Here is a 16,237-nt window from a genome sequence, read left to right on the forward strand (position 1 = left end):
TTGACGTGCGTAAGCGGGCAAAAAATCACTGAACTCAATGCATCAAAGGGCTCGGAGCACGGCGCGCACGGGGGAGGCATCGGCCGTGGTCAGCTTGAGCGGCAGGGCGATCAGCTCGTAGTCGCCCTCGGGCACGGCGTCGAGCACCAGGTTTTCCAGCACACGCAGGCCACGGCGGCGGATCACCTGGTGGCTGGAAAGCAGCTTGCTGTCCGCGGGGTCGATGCTGGCGGTATCAATGCCCACCAGCAGCACGCCCAGGTCGGCCAGGCGCTCGACGGTGTCGGGCGCGTAGGCGCTGAGCTGGCCATCCCAGTCGGCCGGGGCCTGGGCATAGGTACGCACCAGCACCCGCGGGGGCAGTAGGCGGTCCACCGCGTGAGCGATGTGCTCCCAGGTAATCAGTGGGCCGCAGCCGATGGCGTGGATCACGCGGCAGGGCCCCAGAAACGCGTCTAGCGACACGTCGCCAATGCTGGTGCCCTGCGGGTCGTAGTGCAGCGGCGCATCGGCGTGCGCGCCCACATGGGGCGACAGCGTGATGGCGCTCACATTGACCGGGCAGCCCGGGCCGATGGTGGCGCACCACTGCTGGCGGTACGCCGTATCGCCCGGAAACACGGGGCTGCCCGCGTGCACGGGCGGTGAAATGTCCCAGAGCTGGCGGGCGGTAGGGGCTGGGCTGGCTGGCATGCCGCAAAGTTTGCAGCCCGGCAAAAACCGTGGTGTCGGTTATTTCCAACAGCCCCCGAAAATTGTGAAGGCCGCAACCAGACCGCTGCGGCGAGGCCCCGATTCAGAGAACAAAGCCCTCTTGCAGTGGAGTCAGACCATGGCGCAGGCGCGCCTTGTTGCACGCATAGTCACCCGCCTCGAACTCGCGGCAGGGTGACGGGCGCGAGGCATAGATGCCGCAAGCCACCTGTTCGCCCACCGTGCCCGTCAGCGCCACACAGCGAATGGGCACCCGGTCGGTGCCACGCATGCGGCACTTGCTGCCGTTGACCTCCACCGCCAGATCGTCGGGCACCGTGCCGCCCATCGCCTGCAACTCGTACACCGCAAAGTCCACACGAAAGTTCACGCAGCAGGCGCCGCAGGTGAGGCAGGGGTGGGTGGTGTCGGACATCGGGCGCAAACAAAAAAGAACGGAGGCAGGATGCGATGCCCCCGGGCACCGCGCTTCGCGCTGGATGCTAACGAAAAAACCGAGCGCTTTGCGGCGCTTCAGCGTGTGTTGCGACGGCGCGCAGACGAGTCTGTGACAGGATGCGCAGCCCTGCCAGGTGGGCTGAATCAGCAATACAGCAGCCCTTGGTCCAGGGCCTGTAGCGCCATGCCCAGGTTGATCCGCGCCTGCGCTTCATACCGTTGGTAAAACAGGTCCGTACCGTAAATGCGTGGCCGGTCAAGAAACCCCTGCAGCACCGCGCTGCGCCCCGCTACATAACGTGGCCAGCGCACAAAAAGATATTCGCGCCGTACGTTGCGCTCGAAGTCGCGGTACACCGCGTCGCTCTGGCCCAGGATGGCCAGGTCGATATCCACCACCCACTGTGCATCGCCCGTCAGCGGGCCTGGGGTGTGGCGGGTGTCCAGGATGTGCTGGTGCACGGTCTGGGCCAGGGTGTCCGGCAGGCCCTGGCTCAGGATGAAGCGGCTGGCCCAGGCGGCGCTGCGCTCTTCGTTGTGCTGGCTCCATGGCCAGTAGATGGCGTCGTGGTACCACAGGGCCAGAGCAACCGCATGCGGGTTGTCCAGGGCGCCGGGCTGCTGATCCTGAACGGCTTGCCCATGCCGCAGGCAGGCCCACAGGTGGGTGGTGTCGTGATAGGCGCGTGGCCAGCGCGCCCAGCTGCGCAGCAGGCGCTGGCCTTCAGCACGCCAGGCGGGCGTGTCGCACCCCAGCGCTTGGCCCAGGGCTTGCCAGTGCGCCAGCAATTCGGCGCTGAGGGCGGGCGGGCGGCGCCAGGGCATAGGAAAGGTCAGAGGGATGTCCGTTCGATCTGGCAAGCCGTTCGGGCTGAGCTTGTCGAAGCCTCGCGCGGCGCTTCGACAAGCTCAGCGTGAACGGATCGGTATTGCCAGATGCATATGGATATTAGGCGACGCGGCCGAGCAAAAGTTACTCCATGAGTGCCTTTTGCACGTGCATGGCGTTTTGGCTGCGGCCCGCGGCCTGCGGCCGCTTCACGTCCGCTTCACATCTGCTTCACGTCCGCTGCGCGGACATGAGCCTGCGCCGAAACAGGCTGCTGGCGCTGGCGCGCCACCGCGCTGCATGTCATGCAACGCGGCCGCGCAGAAGGTACTCCATGAGTGCCTTCTGCACGTGCATCCTGTTTTCTGCTTCATCCCAGACCACGGACTGTGGCCCGTCGATCACGTCAGCGTCCACTTCTTCACCTCGGTGCGCGGGCAGGCAGTGCATGAAGAGGGCGTCGGGCTTGGCAGCAGCCATCATCTCGGTGTCCACACACCAGTCGGCAAAGGCGATGCGGCGGGCTTCGTTTTCGGCCTCGTAGCCCATGCTGGTCCACACGTCGGTGGTGACCAGGTCGGCGCCCTGGCAGGCATCCAGCGGGTTGCTAAAAAATTGATAGCAATCAGGGCTTATGCCACCCGCGCCGGCGGCCAGTTTTTCATCAATTTCGTAGCCACGGGGCGTGCTCACATGCACCTTGAAGCCCAGCAGCGCAGCCGCCTGCAGCCAGGTGTTGGCCATGTTGTTGCCGTCGCCCACCCAGGCTACCGTCTTGCCGTGGATGGAGCCGCGGTGTTCGATGTAGGTGAAGATGTCGGCCAGGATCTGGCAGGGGTGGTATTCGTTGGTCAGGCCGTTGATGACGGGCACGCGCGAGTTGGCGGCAAAGCGTTCGATCTTGCTTTGCTCAAACGTGCGGATCATCACCAGATCCACCATGCGGCTGATGACCTTGGCGCTGTCTTCAATCGGCTCGGCGCGCCCCAACTGGCTGTCGCCGGTGGTCAGGTGCACCACGCTGCCGCCCAACTGGTACATGCCGGCCTCAAAGCTCACGCGCGTGCGGGTGCTGGCCTTCTCGAAGATCATGGCCAGCGTGCGGTCCACCAGAGGGTGGTGCTTTTCGTAGGCCTTGAACTTCTTTTTGATGAGCGCGGCGCGCTCGAACAGGTAGGCGTATTCGTCGGCGGTGAGGTCGGTGAACTGCAGGTAGTGTTTCAGCGTCGTCGTCATGGCGGTGTTGCTCTTGTTCATTCGGCCAGGATGGCTTGGACCAGCGGCACCAGCTTGGCGACGATTTCATCGGCCTCGGCAGTGGTCAGGATCAGCGGTGGCACCAGGCGGATCACACTCTCGGCCGTGACCGACAGCAGCAGGCCCGCTTCGGCAGCGCGTCCAATCAGTGCGCCGCAGGGCTTGTTCAGCTCGATGCCTAGCATCAGGCCCTGGCCGCGCACTTCCTTCAGGCCGGGCAGGCTGCCCAGTTCGCGCTGCAAGGCGGCCTTGAGGTGCGCGCCCACCGTGGCGGCGTGGGCCAGCAGGCCGTCTTCTTCCATGATGCGGATGGTTTCAACCCCCGCGCGCATGGCCAGCGGGTTGCCGCCAAAGGTGGTGCCGTGGTTGCCGGGTTGCAGCACATTGGCGGCCTTGGGGCCTGCCACCACCGCGCCAATCGGCACGCCCGATCCCAGGCCCTTGGCCAGGGGCATCACGTCGGGCACGATGCCGGCCCACTGGTGGGCAAACCATTTGCCGGTGCGGCCCATGCCGCACTGCACCTCGTCGATCATCATCAACCAGTCGCGCTCGTCGCACAGCTTGCGAAGCTGCTGCAGGTACTCGGCCCGCATGGGGTTGATGCCGCCTTCACCCTGGATGGTCTCGAAGAACACGGCCACCACGTTGGGGTTGCCTTCGGTGGCCTTCTTGATGGCCTCGATGTCGTTCACCGGCACGCGCACAAAGCCCTCGACCAGCGGGCCGAAGCCGCTGTGGATCTTGGGGTTGCCGGTGGCCGACATGGTGGCGATGGAGCGGCCGTGAAAGGCCTTTTCGTACACCACGATCTCCGGCCGGGCAATGCCTTTGTCCACGCCGTACTTGCGCGCGATTTTCAGGGCCGCCTCGTTGGCCTCCAGGCCCGAATTGCAGAAGAACACGTTGGTCATGCCCGACAGTTCCACCAGCTTGGAGGCGAGCGTTTCCTGCAGCGGCACGTGGTAATAGTTGGACGTGTGGATGAGCTTGGTGAGCTGATCCTGCAGCGCGGGCACCAGCTTGGCGTGGTTGTGGCCCAGCGTGTTCACGGCAATGCCGCCCAGGCCGTCGAGGTATTCCTTGCCGTTCACGTCCCACACGCGGCTGCCCTGCCCACGGGCCAGCGCGATGGGCACGCGGCCATAGGTGTTCATCACGTGGGGCGAAGCTGCCGGTGTGGAAGCGGTCATTGCACAAATCTCCAGACGGTACGGTGGTGGGGCGGCTTGTGGCCGTCTGCCCCAGAAAGCGAAGCACGATTCTAGGTGGAGCGTGCGGGGCATCTGTTGATGTTTCCGCATCACTGCAATGCGGGCCTCGCAGCCCGGTCGCGGCGCGCGGTGGAGGGGGGGCGCCAGCTCTTATATAAGAGTTAGAATCCCGGTTGCAGTGCAGCATGCAGCGATCCTGTGCCTGCGCCACCCCCACCACTCCAATCCCCGATGGTTTCCCCCTCCGCCAAAGAAGTCTTCATCCAGGGCATCACCCAGGATGGGAAAACCTTTCGTCCCAGCGATTGGGCTGAACGGCTGGCCGGGGTGATGAGCAGCTTTCGCCCGGGCGGGGCCCGGCCAGGCAGCCACCTGAGTTATTCGCCCTGGTGCATTCCGACCGTGATCAGTGGCGTGAAGTGCGTGGTGGTGCACAGTGATCTGCGCGACCACGAGCCCATGGCCTGGGATTTCGTCATCAACTTTGCGCGCGACAACAACCTGCAGGTGGCACAAGCCTGCCTGCTGCCGGACCCTCCCCAGCTACCCACACGCTGAGCGACCGCGTCGTCTCCCGCACGACCCGTGTGCGGGTCTCCTGTTGCACCAGGAGCCTGTCGGACTTGGAGCGTCGAAAGCGAAAATCGGCGAGAGCGAGGACAGTTTTTGCCGAATTTGCAGCCCCATAGCCGAGCTCTGGGGCAAAAAGGCGGGTAAAAATGGACCGCTGCGGTCGATTTGCAGCCGACGATTTCCAAGTCCGACAGGCTCCTAGAGCGCCCCCAAAAAACAACCCACGCCCCAAGGAGACACCCGGTGCCAGACATTCACATCCATCGCGAACACCACCTGGGCTTCAAGGAAGCCCGCAAGGTCGCTTTTGCCTGGGCTGAACAGGCAGAAGCGAAGTTCGATATGGAATGCACCTACGAAGAAGGCAAAACCGAAGACCTGCTCACCTTCAGCCGCACGGGCGTCAAGGGGACGCTGCTGGTCGATGGCCACCAGTTCGAGATGCGAGCGCAACTGGGCTTTTTGTTCGGCGCTTTCAAGGACCGCATCGAGGCCGAGATTGGCGAGCAGCTCGATGCCTTGCTCAACGCGCCCCACCCGGGTGCGAAGGCGCACGCGGCAGACAAGAAGAAGTCGCCGGAGGCCGCTGCCAAGCCCGCTGCCAAGCCCGCTGCCAAGCACGCCGCGAAGGCCGCCACGGCCAAGCCCGCCGCCAAAGCCAAAAAGCCCTGAGCGCCCCTGCACTGAGGCGCTGCTTGTATAGCAGCCGCGCTGTTGGGTCAGCGCTCCTGCCCCGCGCCGCCATGGAACGCTTGGCCAGTCATGCCGGCTGCGCCTGCGCGGCGTCGTCGCACGCGGTTGCCGGGGCGCGCTGCAGCGTGGGGCGCAGCAGGGCAAACAAGTCCCGCGGATCGTCGAGGTCCGGCACCAGTTCGATGTGCGTGCCCATGCCCAGCTGACGGGCCGCGCCGTACATGAAGCGCAGGGCTGAGAAGTCCTCCAGCGCAAAGCCCACCGAATCGAACAGGGTGATCTCGTCACGCGTGCGGCGTCCCGCCGCGCGGCCAGCCAGCACCTCCCACAGCTCGGTCACGGGGAAATCGGCAGGCATTTGCTGGATTTCGCCCTCTACGCGGGTCTGCGGGGTGTACTCGACAAACACAGGCCCCAGCGTGAGCACGGCGGCCTCCAGCTCGGTCTTGCCCGGGCAGTCGCCGCCCACGGCATTGATGTGCGTGCCCGGCGCGACCATGTCGGCCCCCAGCACGGTCGCCCGGCGCTTGTCGGCCGTGATGGTGGTGATGATGTCCGCGCCCCTGGCGGCCTCGGCTGCGCTGATGCACGCCACGATGGCCAGGCCCGAGCCCTCCAGGTTGGCCGTGAGCTTGGCCGTGGCGCGCGCGTCGGTGTCGAACAGGCGCAGCTCGCGGATGCCGACCAGGTGCTGGAACGCCAGGGCCTGAAACTCGCTTTGCGCCCCGTTGCCGATCAGCGCCATCACCCTACTGTCCGGCCGCGCCAGCGCACGGGCCGCCAGGGCGGACATGGCCGCCGTGCGCAAGGCCGTGGTCAGCGTGAGCTCGCTCAGGAAGCGGGGGGTGCCGGTGGCCACATCGGCCAGCACCCCAAACGCCATCACGGTGGACAGGCCCAGGCGCGTGTTGCCCGGGTGGCCGTTCACGTACTTGAAGGTGTAGGTTGCATCGTCGGCAATCGGCATCAGTTCGATGGCCCCGCCGGGCGAGTAGCTGGCCACCCGGGCGGACTTGTCGAAGTCGCCCCAGCGCAGAAAGTCGGCCGCAATGCAGTCGGCAATGCCTTGCAGGCAGGCTGGCAGCCCCTTGGCGCCAATGAGCCGGGCGGCCTCGGGCGCGCTCAGGTACAGGGTGACGGGCTTGCGGTGGGTGGGGGCGCGGCGGGCGGTCATGGCGTGGTCTCCTGGACGCGATGGCTGGTCTGTTGGGGGCAGTGTCTGCCCGGTGCGCGCCAACTGGAAGCGGCAGAAATGTGCCGTTTCGGGGCAAGTTTTGCCAAAATGACAGACCTTCATTTCAAAATTGCCAAGCCATGCCGTCAGCCCGTGCATGGCGGCCACAGCCCCATGGACGAAATCGACCAATCCCTCATCCGCCTGCTGCGGCAGGATGCGCGCATGAACATTGCCGATCTCGCGCACAAGCTGGGCGTATCGCGCGGCACCGTGACCAACCGCATCCGCAAGCTGGAAGACAGCCAGGTGATCGTGGGCTACACCGTGAAGCTGCGGCCCGAGGCCGAGCCGGACCGCATCCGTGCGTGGATGGGGATCATGGTCGAGGGCAACCACGGCCGCACGGTGGTGGCCAGCCTGCTGGGCGAGCCGGGCGTGGCGTCGCTGCACGACACCAACGGCCGGTGGGACCTGCTGGCCGAGCTGGAGGCGCGGTCCATGGCCGAGCTGTCGCAGGTGCTCGAACGCATCCGGCTGGTGTCCGGCATCCGCAGCACCGAGACCAACATCCATCTGTCCACCTACCGCTGATCCGCCCCATGCGCGAGCTTGCCGGCACCCCCACCCCGACCACCCACCATGTCCTCATCAGCGAGGTGGGTCCGCGCGACGGGCTGCAGTCCGTCCAAGCCACCATGCCCACCGCCGACAAGCTGCGCTGGATTGACGCGCTGGCGGCCGCCGGCCTGCGCGAGATCGAAGTGGGCTCGTTTGTGCCCGCCCGGCTGCTGCCACAGATGGCCGATGCGGCCGACGTGGTGCGCCATGCGCTGACGCATCCAGGCATCACCGTGATGGCGCTGGCCCCCAACCTGCGCGGGGCCGAGGCCGCCATCGCCGCCGGGGCGCACAAAGTCACCCTGCCGGTATCGGTCAGCCCCGCGCATTCGCTGGCCAACGTGCGCAAGACGCCCGAGGCCATGCTTGACGAAGTGCGTGCCGTGGTGGCCCTGCGCGATGCGCGGGCCCCGGCAGTACAGGTGGAGGTGGGCCTGTCCACCGCATTTGGCTGCACGCTGCAAGGCCCCGTGCCGGAGGACGACGTGATCCGCATGGCCGTGGCCTGCGCGCAGGCCGGGGTGAACGAGGTGGGCCTGTCGGACACCACGGGCATGGCCAACCCGGCGCAGGTGCGCCGTCTGTTCACCCGGCTGCGGGCCGAGCTGGCAGCCCAGGCGGGCGCGGCCCACATGCACAACACGCGCGGCCTGGGCCTGGCCAACTGTCTGGCGGCATACGAGGCCGGGGTGCGCACATTCGATGCGTCCCTGGGCGGGCTGGGCGGCTGTCCCTACGCACCGGGTGCATCGGGCAACGTGGTCACCGAAGACCTGGTCTTCATGTTCGAGGCCATGGGCATCCCCACCGGGGTGGACCTGAACCTGCTCATGGCCGCGCGGCTGCCGCTCCAGGCCGGGCTGCCCGGCGAGCCGCTGTATGGCATGACGCCCGCGGCAGGGTTGCCCCAGGGCTGGGTGCTGTCAGCGCCAGGCGCAGCCCACCACGCGGGCTGACCCGCCACAGGCGTCCGGGGTCGCCCAGGGGATGCGCTGCGCGATTCCTTTGCCTGATCATTGAGTCGGCACCTTTGAACTTGAACCAGCCGTTCGGGCTGAGCCTGTCGAAGCCTTGCGCAGAGCTTCGAACCGCATCAACGCATTCAAGTTGGTTGATGCCGACTCAATAGTCTGGCACCGATGCCGCCAAGGCCCTTGCCCCCGCCCACCGCTGGAAGTCCGCTGGATAGGCGATTCGGTAGCGCTCGCGGTGAAACGCTGCCTCGCCGTCCTGACCCAGAAGCTCCGCGCTGCCGATCAACGCTTCAATCACCCGGGGCTCCGGCGAAAAATGCAGCAGTGACAAGGCCACGGCATACCTGCGTGGCGCGGTTTCCTGCGTCAGCGTGGTGGTCGAAAGCCAGGCAAAGTCGGCCTGATCCGAGAAAAACACCGCATCGGAGACCTTGGCCGCCGTGTCCTGCTGGTAGGCGGCGGGCCGAAGATGCGCGGGCCGGTACAGCAGGCTGACGCGGTAGTAGTCCCAGACCGCAGCCAGGGCCACCGCCGCTGCGCATACCAATCCAGCGACACCGGCTGCCTGCGCGGCGCGTGTGGCCGCCCAGGCGGGCAGAGGCCATTGCCAGAGCAGCGCCACGGCCAGCAGCGTGATGACCTGGAAGGGGCCGTACCACAGCGGAAACTCCAGCAGGCTGTGAAAGCCCACGATCGCCAACACACCCCAGGCCAGCTGACGCGCCGGGTCGGTTTCGCGCCACGGTTTGGCGCGCATGACCCACACCAGCGCGACCAGGCACAGCAGGCCCGCCGCTGGCAGGCCCAGCTCCACAGCCAGATGCAACGGCAGGTTGTGGGCGTTATCGAGGAGCACGCAGAACCGCGCACCAGGAAACTGGGTGATGTAGTGCGCGTAGTCCAGCTCACCCCAACCCCAGCCCAACCATGGTTTTTGAGCGATGAGGTGAATCACATTGGCCCAGAGCACCCGGCGGCTGGTGCAGCCAGACGCCTCGCCGTGCAGGCGCGTGACCAGGCTCTCGGCGGTCGCCCCGGTCCATTCCTGCAACAGGCCAGGCAACCACCACGCTGCCAGAACATACAGCCCCACCCCCGCCACCGACAGCCCCAGGTCCGCAGCCCCGCCCCGGGCGCGCCACAGCATCACCAGCCCCACGATCAACAACCATTGCACCGCCCCTGTGCGCGACGTGGTTGCAGCGCTGGCCACGGCCAAAAACGCCAGCCCCCCGATGATCAGACCGCCCACCAGCCACGAGCGCCACACACGCAGCCCTGCGGCGGGCGATGGCGGAGCCGACGCGGCGCTCGCGCCCGCATCGCTGCGCGCCCGGGTCTGCATCACCATCCACAACAAGGCCCAGACTCCGAGACTCAGCAGGGACGCCTGCTGGTTGCGCTGGCGCAGATTCCCCATCGCCTGGCCAGGCACAGAGGCCTGTACCCACGGCGACCACCCGAGATCACCCGCCACGTACTGCGCCAACCCGATCAGCCCCCCCACCAGCGCCGCCAGCAGCATGGCCGCTGCCACCTGGCGGGCCATCACCCAGCGGCCCTGCACCCCGCCGAGCGCGCGGGTGCACCGCACGAAACAGAGCATGGCGACCACACCACAGGCCCACGCAAAGGTCAAAGGCCAAAAATTGGCGATGGGAGGCGCGGTGTAGCCAAACACGAAGGGCAGCGACACCGCCATCACAAACAGCGGCGCAGCAACAGCGTCAAGGAGCATGGGGCGTGTGGATCGATACGGGGCGCAGCGGTCAGGCAACGCCGCCGCCGATGGATCGATCATAGGTGCTGCGTCACGCGCACGGCTCGGGGCGCGCTCGGCAGCGCGAGCCCATGGTGCTGCTTCCATCAGGACGGGCGTCGGCGCGCCCCATGGGACAATCCCCGGTATGCACGCATTGTTTGAAGAAGCCGGCAAGTTCATGGCCGGTCGCATCCTGTCCGAAGCCGATACATCGGCCCAGATCGAGCTCGATTCGGGCAAACGGGTCAAGGCCAAGGCGGCCAACATCCTCCTTCGGTTTGAAAAACCAGCCCCGGCCGAATTCATCGCCCAGGCACAGAGCGTGGCCGAATCCATCGAGCTGGACCTGGCCTGGGAGTTCGCCCCTGAAGACGAGTTCGGCTTTGCCGACCTGGCGCGCGACTACTTTTCTGACAACGCCACGCTGGCGCAGCAGGCCGGAGCGCTTTTGCGCCTGCACGACGCGCCCCACTATTTCCGCCGCGCCGGCAAGGGCCGGTTCAAAAAGGCATCCGCCGAGATCCTGCAGCAGGCGCTGGCCGCCATCGAAAAGAAAAAAGCCATCCTCGCGCAGATCGACGACTGGGCTGCCGCCCTGGGCCGGGGCGAATGCCCGCAGCCCATCCGTGAGCAGCTCTACAAAATTTTGTTCAAGCCGGACAAGAACGCGCCCGAGTACAAGGCCGTGGTCGAAGCCAGCCGGGCCACGCACACCGCGCCGCTCGAGCTGCTCCAGAAAGCCGGAGCCATCGACTCGGCCTACCAGTTCCACTGGAAGCGGTTTTTGTTCGAGAACTTCCCCAAGGGCACCGGCTTTCCGGCGCTCACGGCCCCCGCCATTGCGCTCGAGCTGCCGCTGTCGCCCGCCCAGGCCTACTCCATCGACGATTCGCAGACCACCGAAATCGACGATGCACTGTCGGTCCAAGGCCTGGGCACCGGCACCGTGGTGCTGGGCATCCACATTGCCGCGCCGGGCCTGGCGATTGAGCCCGGCAGCGCCATCGACCAGATCGGCCGCGCCCGCCTGTCCACCGTGTACATGCCGGGCTACAAGATCACCATGCTGCCCGACGACGTGGTGCAGACCTACACGCTGGATGAGGGCCGTGCCAACCCTGCCGTGTCGCTGTACGTGACCATGGACGAGGCCACGCTGGAATTCAAAAGTTCAGAGACAAAAATCGAGCGCGTGCATGTGGCCGCCAACCTGCGCCACGACCAGCTCGACAGCCTGGTGACCGAAGCTTGGCTCACCAACCCCGCGTTTGAGCACCAAAACACCCACCCGCGCTTGTCGGAGCTGCGCCCGCAGCTATCATTTTTGTACCGTCTGGCCCAGGCACTCAAGGCCCGGCGCGAACTGGTGCGCGGCAAGCCCGAGAACTTCAACCGGCCGGACTACAACTTCCGCCTGGTGGGCAACGACGGTGCCGAGCCCACAGGCCACGAGCAGGTGCAGATCAGCGTGCGCCAGCGCGGCGCGCCGCTGGATTTGATCGTGGCCGAGGCCATGATCGTGGCCAACAGCACCTGGGGCAGCTGGATGGCCGAGCTGGGCGTGCCCGGCATCTACCGCAGCCAGGCCAGCATGGCACCCGGCGTGAAAGTACGCATGGGCACCAAGGCGCTGCCGCATGCGGGCATCGGTGTCAAAGCGTATTCGTGGGCCACATCGCCCCTGCGCCGCTACACCGACCTGGTCAACCAGTGGCAAATCATTGCCTGCGCGCGCCATGGTGCCACCGCCGCGCTGGCCGCGCCCTTCAAGCCCAAGGATGCCGACCTTTTTTCCATCATCAGCAGCTTCGATGCGGCCTACAGCGCCTACAACGGCTACCAGGCAGGCATGGAGCGCTTCTGGACGCTGAAATACGTGGAACAAAACGGCATCACCGAGCTGAACGCCACCGTCTTCAAGGAAGGCCCGGGCGGCAGCTTTCTGGTGCGGGCGGATGACATTCCGCTGGTCTTTCCGGTGCTGGGTGCGTCCAACCTGCCGCGCGGCGCACGCCTGAAGGTGCGGCTGGGCGCGGTGGACGAGATCACCCTGGACATCCACGGCACCGTGATCGAGCGGCTGGACGACCCGGCCGACCCCAGCGACGACGGCCCCGTGATGGACGACGCCGAGGACGACGATGCCGTGGCCGGACCGATCGCCATTGCGGTGGACATGGCCGACGCCGAATCCGCTGCAGCCCCCGCCGCTGGCGGCTGATGCCGCACCGCGAGGATAATCCGGCAGCCTGAAGCCACCGCCCATCCCCGCACGCCACCTTCGATGAAACTGCCCGCCTTTTTCCACACGCTCAGCACCCTGCAAGTGGCGCTAATGGTGTCGGCCGCGCTGCATGCCGCATTGATCTCGGTGCGCTTCATTGACCCCGAAGGCTTCAACCGCGTGTTCCAGGACACGCCGCTTGAGGTCATCCTGGTCAACGCAAAGTCCAACGAACGCCCAGAAAAGGCCCAGGCCATTGCGCAGTCCAACCTGGCGGGCGGCGGCGATGCAGCCCAGGGCCGCGCCACCAGCCCGCTGCCGTACTCGGCGCTCACCAACATCGGCGACGACTTCGAAGAGCAGCAGCGCAAGCTCGACGCCGTAAAAGAGCAACAGACCCAGTTGCTCGCCCAGTTGCGCCAGCAGCTGGCCACCCTGCCCGAGCCCGACCCGCGCAAGGCGAGCCAGAACACAGCGCAGATGTCCGAGCAGGAAAGGCGCCGCCAGCTCGTCAAACTGCTGGCCGAGATTGAAAAGCGCATCAACGAAGAAAACTCCCGCCCCAAAAAGCGCTACATCAGCCCCGCCACGCGCGAAGAGTCCTACGCCGTGTACTACGACGCACTGCGCCGCAAGGTGGAGGACAAGGGCACCGAGAACTTTCCGGAAAAGGGTGGCAAAAAAATGTACGGTGAGCTGACCATGATCGTCACCGTCAACCACGATGGCCGCGTGCTGGCGACCGACGTGGTCCAAAGCTCGGGTAACCGAACCCTGGACCGCCGCGCCGAAGCCATTGCCCGTGCCGCAGGCCCTTTTGGCGCGTTTGACGCCGAAATGCGCAAGAAGGCCGACCAGATTGCGATGGTGGCGCGCTTCAAGTTCACGCGCGACCAGACGCTGGAGACGAGTGTCCGATAGGGCCAGGCCTGCCACGCGCCGCCGCAGCCCCGCGCCCTGCCCTGCCTCTGGATGCCAACCGCTGCCGCTCTGCGCCCCTGCCGCACCACGCACCCACCTGTATGACGACGACCGCTGCCGATCTTTACTGCGTCATGGGCAACCCGGTAGCCCACAGCCGCTCGCCCGCCATCCATGCCCGCTTTGCGGAGCTGACCGGCCAGCCCATCCGCTATGAAAGCCGCCTGATCCCTCTGGACGGGTTTGCCGAGGGCGTGCGCGCGTTTGTGGCCGAGGGCGGGCGCGGCTGCAATGTCACCGTGCCGTTCAAATTCGAGGCGCCTGCGCTGGCCACACATTCCAGCGAGCGCGTGCGCCTGGCGGGCGCGGCCAATACCCTGGTCTTTGCGCCCGACGGCGGCATCTACGCCGACAACACCGACGGCCTGGGCCTGGTGGCCGACATCACCCGCAACGCCGGGGTGAGCCTGCAAGGCGCGCGCGTGCTGCTGGTGGGCGCAGGGGGCGCGGCTGCGGGGGTGCTGGGCCCGCTGCTGGTGGCCGGGGCACGCCACATCACCATTGCCAACCGCACGGTGGCCAGGGCGCAGGCCTTGGTTGCGTCGCACAGCACGCTTGCTGCGCTACAAAAAGCAGAGCTTTTGGCCCTTTCGCAGCAAGCGCTCGATGTTAATTTTGATGTCATCATCAACGCCACCGCCAGCAGTCTGACTGGCGCGGAGGTGCCCGTGCCCGCCACCGTGCTGCGCCCGGGCTGCCTGGCCTACGACATGATGTACGGCCCCGCGGCCGAGGGCTTTCTGAACTGGGCGCAAAGCCATGGTGCCGTGCCCAGCGACGGCCTGGGCATGCTGGTCGAGCAGGCGGCAGAGGCATTCGCCCTGTGGCGCGGCGTGCGCCCGCCATCCGCGCAAGTGCTGCACGAGATGCGGCAGGCCGCATGAGCCATCATGGATCGGCATGCACCCCCTGAACCGTTCACGCTGAGCGTGCCCAAGCGCCGCGCAAGGCTTGGGCACGCTCAGCCAGCAAGGTTCTGCAAGGTCATGCCAAGTCGTCACCCACGCCACATGCCAGGAACGCCACTGCGATGAAAGCCGTCCTGCGCTGGCTGGGCCTGGTGCTTTGCGCACTGGTGGCACTGCAGCTTTTTTTTGTGCTGCGGATTGCCGCGATGGCCGCCATCGACCCTGAGTCCACCACATTCCAGCGCTCGGAAGCCTGGTCACTCATCGCCACCACCGGCCACATACCGTGGCGCCAGCAGTGGGTGCCCTACGCGCAGATCTCCGAGCACCTCAAGCGCGCCGTGGTCGCATCGGAAGACGACGGATTTGTGAACCACGAGGGCGTGGACTGGAACGCCATCGAAAAAGCCTGGGAGCGCAACGCCAAGGCCGAAGCCCAGGCCAGCCAATCGCAGGCCCGCTCCCCCGACCGCCCCGTGCGTGAACCCAAAATCCGCGGCGGCTCGACCATTACCCAGCAGTTGGCCAAAAACCTGCTGCTCTCCGGCGAACGCACGATGCTGCGCAAGGGCCAGGAATTCGTGCTGACAATGGCGCTGGAAAAGCTGCTGAGCAAGCAGCGCATCCTGGAGATCTACCTGAACAACGTGGAGTGGGGCCGGGGCGTCTTTGGCGCGGAGGCCGCCGCGCAACACTACTTTCGCAAAAGCGCCCGCCAGCTCAGCGCCGCCGAGGCCGCCCGCCTGGCGGTGATGCTGCCTGCGCCCAAGCGCTTTGAGAAGATGCCGGGGTCGGCGTATCTCGCGGGGCGGGCGCGGACGATTCTGGGGCGGATGGGGAGTGCGGAGCTGCCATGAGGCATGCGCAGAGCGGCACTGCAGGAGAAGGTAGCGCGAGAACGCCAAGACAACACATTGCCCATGTCTGAACTCATCGGATTTCTTGCCCCGTTTCTGTTGGCGATGGCCTGTTTTCCATGGGTCACGCACCGGGGCGCGACCAGCTCCATGCAGGCGGGGCTGCTACTGGGCAGTTGTGTGCTGATGCAGCTCTCGCCGTGGTTGATCCCGGCCGATGAGCCGCTAGTTCGGTTCCTCGCAGCCATGTCCGCAGCCCTCACTGCCATCAAGGTCATCGATGCCTGGGTGGATCAACGACGAGGCGCTCCACAGACGCGTGGTGAGTTCTTCGCCTTCCTCGTTAATCCATTCATTCTGGTTCGGCGATGTCTGCCGCTGGAGCGTTCTCTTGAACGGCGCGACAACATCCTTCGCGTCGTAGGTGGGGCGCTTGGCTGCACCGTCGGTATCACGATCCTTGATTGGCTTTTCAGCATGGATTGGCGAGACGGAACGTTCGTCTTGGAACACATCAGCAAGGTAACAAGCCTGATGGGCGCCATAGTCTGCGGGCTTTGCGCGGCAACCGCCCTTTGGAGGCTTTCAGGCGGCGCAGCACGGGACTACATGAGTCAGCCTTTTGCGGCACGGACGCCCGCGGATTTCTGGCGGCGCTATAACCGCAACGTGCAGCAGTTTTTTTGGGAGGACGTCTTCAAACCCCTGGGCGGCCATCGCGCTCCCGTGCGGACCACGCTCATGGTGTTTGGAATGTCAGCGCTGCTTCACGAGCTGATCTTCTATGCGGCCATAGGGCGCGTGCAGGGATATCAAACTGTCTTCTTCGCCCTCCAAGGCGTCGCGTCAGCCATGACGCTTCGGGTAAGGGCAAGAAGAAGCTGGATGGCCATCCCATGGATCGTGGCTACCCTGGCCTTTAATCTGACATCGTCTGTGTTCTTCTTCGCCAGCATTCACTCAGTGACGCCTTTCTACGCTCGCGGACTGCCCGGCTGGCTCCAAGGCTGGTAGCCCC

At 65.9% G+C, this 16,237-nt stretch carries 16 protein-coding genes; 9 read left to right on the forward strand and 7 right to left on the reverse strand.

From position 1 onward, the window contains the following. Window positions 1-42: 42 nt before the first annotated feature. The 5 genes from kynB to ACK543_RS02855 all read right to left on the reverse strand — a co-directional run bounded on the left by kynB (window position 43) and on the right by ACK543_RS02855 (window position 4,431). Complete coding sequence (gene kynB / locus ACK543_RS02835; RefSeq protein WP_409941344.1) at window positions 43-693, reverse strand: arylformamidase; 651 nt, start codon at window positions 691-693, stop codon at window positions 43-45. Between the two features lie 103 nt (window positions 694-796). Further along, window positions 797-1,129: a YkgJ family cysteine cluster protein gene (locus ACK543_RS02840; protein ID WP_409941345.1), complete on the reverse strand. Its 333-nt coding sequence runs from the start codon at window positions 1,127-1,129 to the stop codon at window positions 797-799. Between the two features lie 167 nt (window positions 1,130-1,296). After that, complete coding sequence (locus tag ACK543_RS02845; RefSeq protein ID WP_409941346.1) at window positions 1,297-1,977, reverse strand: hypothetical protein; 681 nt, start codon at window positions 1,975-1,977, stop codon at window positions 1,297-1,299. Window positions 1,978-2,284: 307 nt separating this feature from the next. Next, window positions 2,285-3,217: an ornithine carbamoyltransferase gene (gene argF / locus ACK543_RS02850; protein ID WP_409941347.1), complete on the reverse strand. Its 933-nt coding sequence runs from the start codon at window positions 3,215-3,217 to the stop codon at window positions 2,285-2,287. 17 nt (window positions 3,218-3,234) lie between these two features. After that, window positions 3,235-4,431 (reverse strand): aspartate aminotransferase family protein, encoded by a 1,197-nt coding sequence (locus ACK543_RS02855; RefSeq protein WP_409941348.1) that lies wholly within the window; start codon window positions 4,429-4,431, stop codon window positions 3,235-3,237. 252 nt (window positions 4,432-4,683) lie between these two features. Here ACK543_RS02855 and ACK543_RS02860 point away from each other — a divergent pair, with 252 nt between their 5' ends. Continuing rightward, on the forward strand, window positions 4,684-5,010 hold the full coding sequence (locus ACK543_RS02860; RefSeq protein WP_409941349.1) for a DUF3579 domain-containing protein: 327 nt from the start codon (window positions 4,684-4,686) through the stop codon (window positions 5,008-5,010). A 258-nt stretch (window positions 5,011-5,268) separates the two neighbouring features. Next, window positions 5,269-5,697, forward strand: a complete 429-nt coding sequence (locus ACK543_RS02865) for a polyhydroxyalkanoic acid system family protein (protein WP_409941350.1) — start codon at window positions 5,269-5,271, stop codon at window positions 5,695-5,697. Window positions 5,698-5,785: 88 nt separating this feature from the next. Here the strand turns inward: ACK543_RS02865 and ACK543_RS02870 are convergent, their stop codons facing one another. Then, window positions 5,786-6,892, reverse strand: a complete 1,107-nt coding sequence (locus tag ACK543_RS02870; RefSeq protein ID WP_409941351.1) for an ornithine cyclodeaminase — start codon at window positions 6,890-6,892, stop codon at window positions 5,786-5,788. A 174-nt stretch (window positions 6,893-7,066) separates the two neighbouring features. Between ACK543_RS02870 and ACK543_RS02875 the strand changes: the two genes are divergently transcribed. Both ACK543_RS02875 and ACK543_RS02880 read left to right on the forward strand, forming a co-directional pair. After that, window positions 7,067-7,486, forward strand: coding sequence for an Lrp/AsnC family transcriptional regulator (locus tag ACK543_RS02875; protein ID WP_409941378.1), 420 nt, complete (start codon window positions 7,067-7,069; stop codon window positions 7,484-7,486). Window positions 7,487-7,494: 8 nt separating this feature from the next. Then, a complete protein-coding gene (locus ACK543_RS02880; RefSeq protein ID WP_409941352.1) occupies window positions 7,495-8,469 on the forward strand; it encodes a hydroxymethylglutaryl-CoA lyase in 975 nt (324 codons plus the stop codon). A 166-nt stretch (window positions 8,470-8,635) separates the two neighbouring features. On the opposite strand, the gene ACK543_RS02885 is transcribed toward ACK543_RS02880, so the two are convergent. Beyond that, on the reverse strand, window positions 8,636-10,225 hold the full coding sequence (locus tag ACK543_RS02885; RefSeq protein ID WP_409941353.1) for a Wzy polymerase domain-containing protein: 1,590 nt from the start codon (window positions 10,223-10,225) through the stop codon (window positions 8,636-8,638). A 169-nt stretch (window positions 10,226-10,394) separates the two neighbouring features. On the opposite strand from ACK543_RS02885, the gene ACK543_RS02890 reads away from it, so the two are divergent. The 5 genes from ACK543_RS02890 (at window position 10,395) to ACK543_RS02910 (ending at window position 16,233) form a co-directional block, all read left to right on the forward strand. Beyond that, a complete protein-coding gene (locus ACK543_RS02890) occupies window positions 10,395-12,470 on the forward strand; it encodes a ribonuclease catalytic domain-containing protein (RefSeq protein ID WP_409941354.1) in 2,076 nt (691 codons plus the stop codon). A 63-nt stretch (window positions 12,471-12,533) separates the two neighbouring features. Next, window positions 12,534-13,394 carry a TonB family protein gene (locus tag ACK543_RS02895; RefSeq protein ID WP_409941355.1) on the forward strand — a complete coding sequence of 287 codons (861 nt, stop codon included), beginning with the start codon at window positions 12,534-12,536 and terminating at the stop codon, window positions 13,392-13,394. Between the two features lie 101 nt (window positions 13,395-13,495). Further along, window positions 13,496-14,338 (forward strand): shikimate dehydrogenase, encoded by an 843-nt coding sequence (gene aroE / locus ACK543_RS02900; RefSeq protein WP_409941356.1) that lies wholly within the window; start codon window positions 13,496-13,498, stop codon window positions 14,336-14,338. 146 nt (window positions 14,339-14,484) lie between these two features. Further along, window positions 14,485-15,219, forward strand: coding sequence for a monofunctional biosynthetic peptidoglycan transglycosylase (gene mtgA / locus ACK543_RS02905; protein ID WP_409941357.1), 735 nt, complete (start codon window positions 14,485-14,487; stop codon window positions 15,217-15,219). 63 nt (window positions 15,220-15,282) lie between these two features. Next, window positions 15,283-16,233, forward strand: a complete 951-nt coding sequence (locus tag ACK543_RS02910; RefSeq protein ID WP_409941358.1) for an MBOAT family O-acyltransferase — start codon at window positions 15,283-15,285, stop codon at window positions 16,231-16,233. The last annotated feature ends 4 nt before the right edge of the window (window positions 16,234-16,237 follow it).

The sequence above is a fragment of the Acidovorax sp. genome, assembly GCF_046341535.1.
GTDB lineage: Bacteria > Pseudomonadota > Gammaproteobacteria > Burkholderiales > Burkholderiaceae_C > Acidovorax.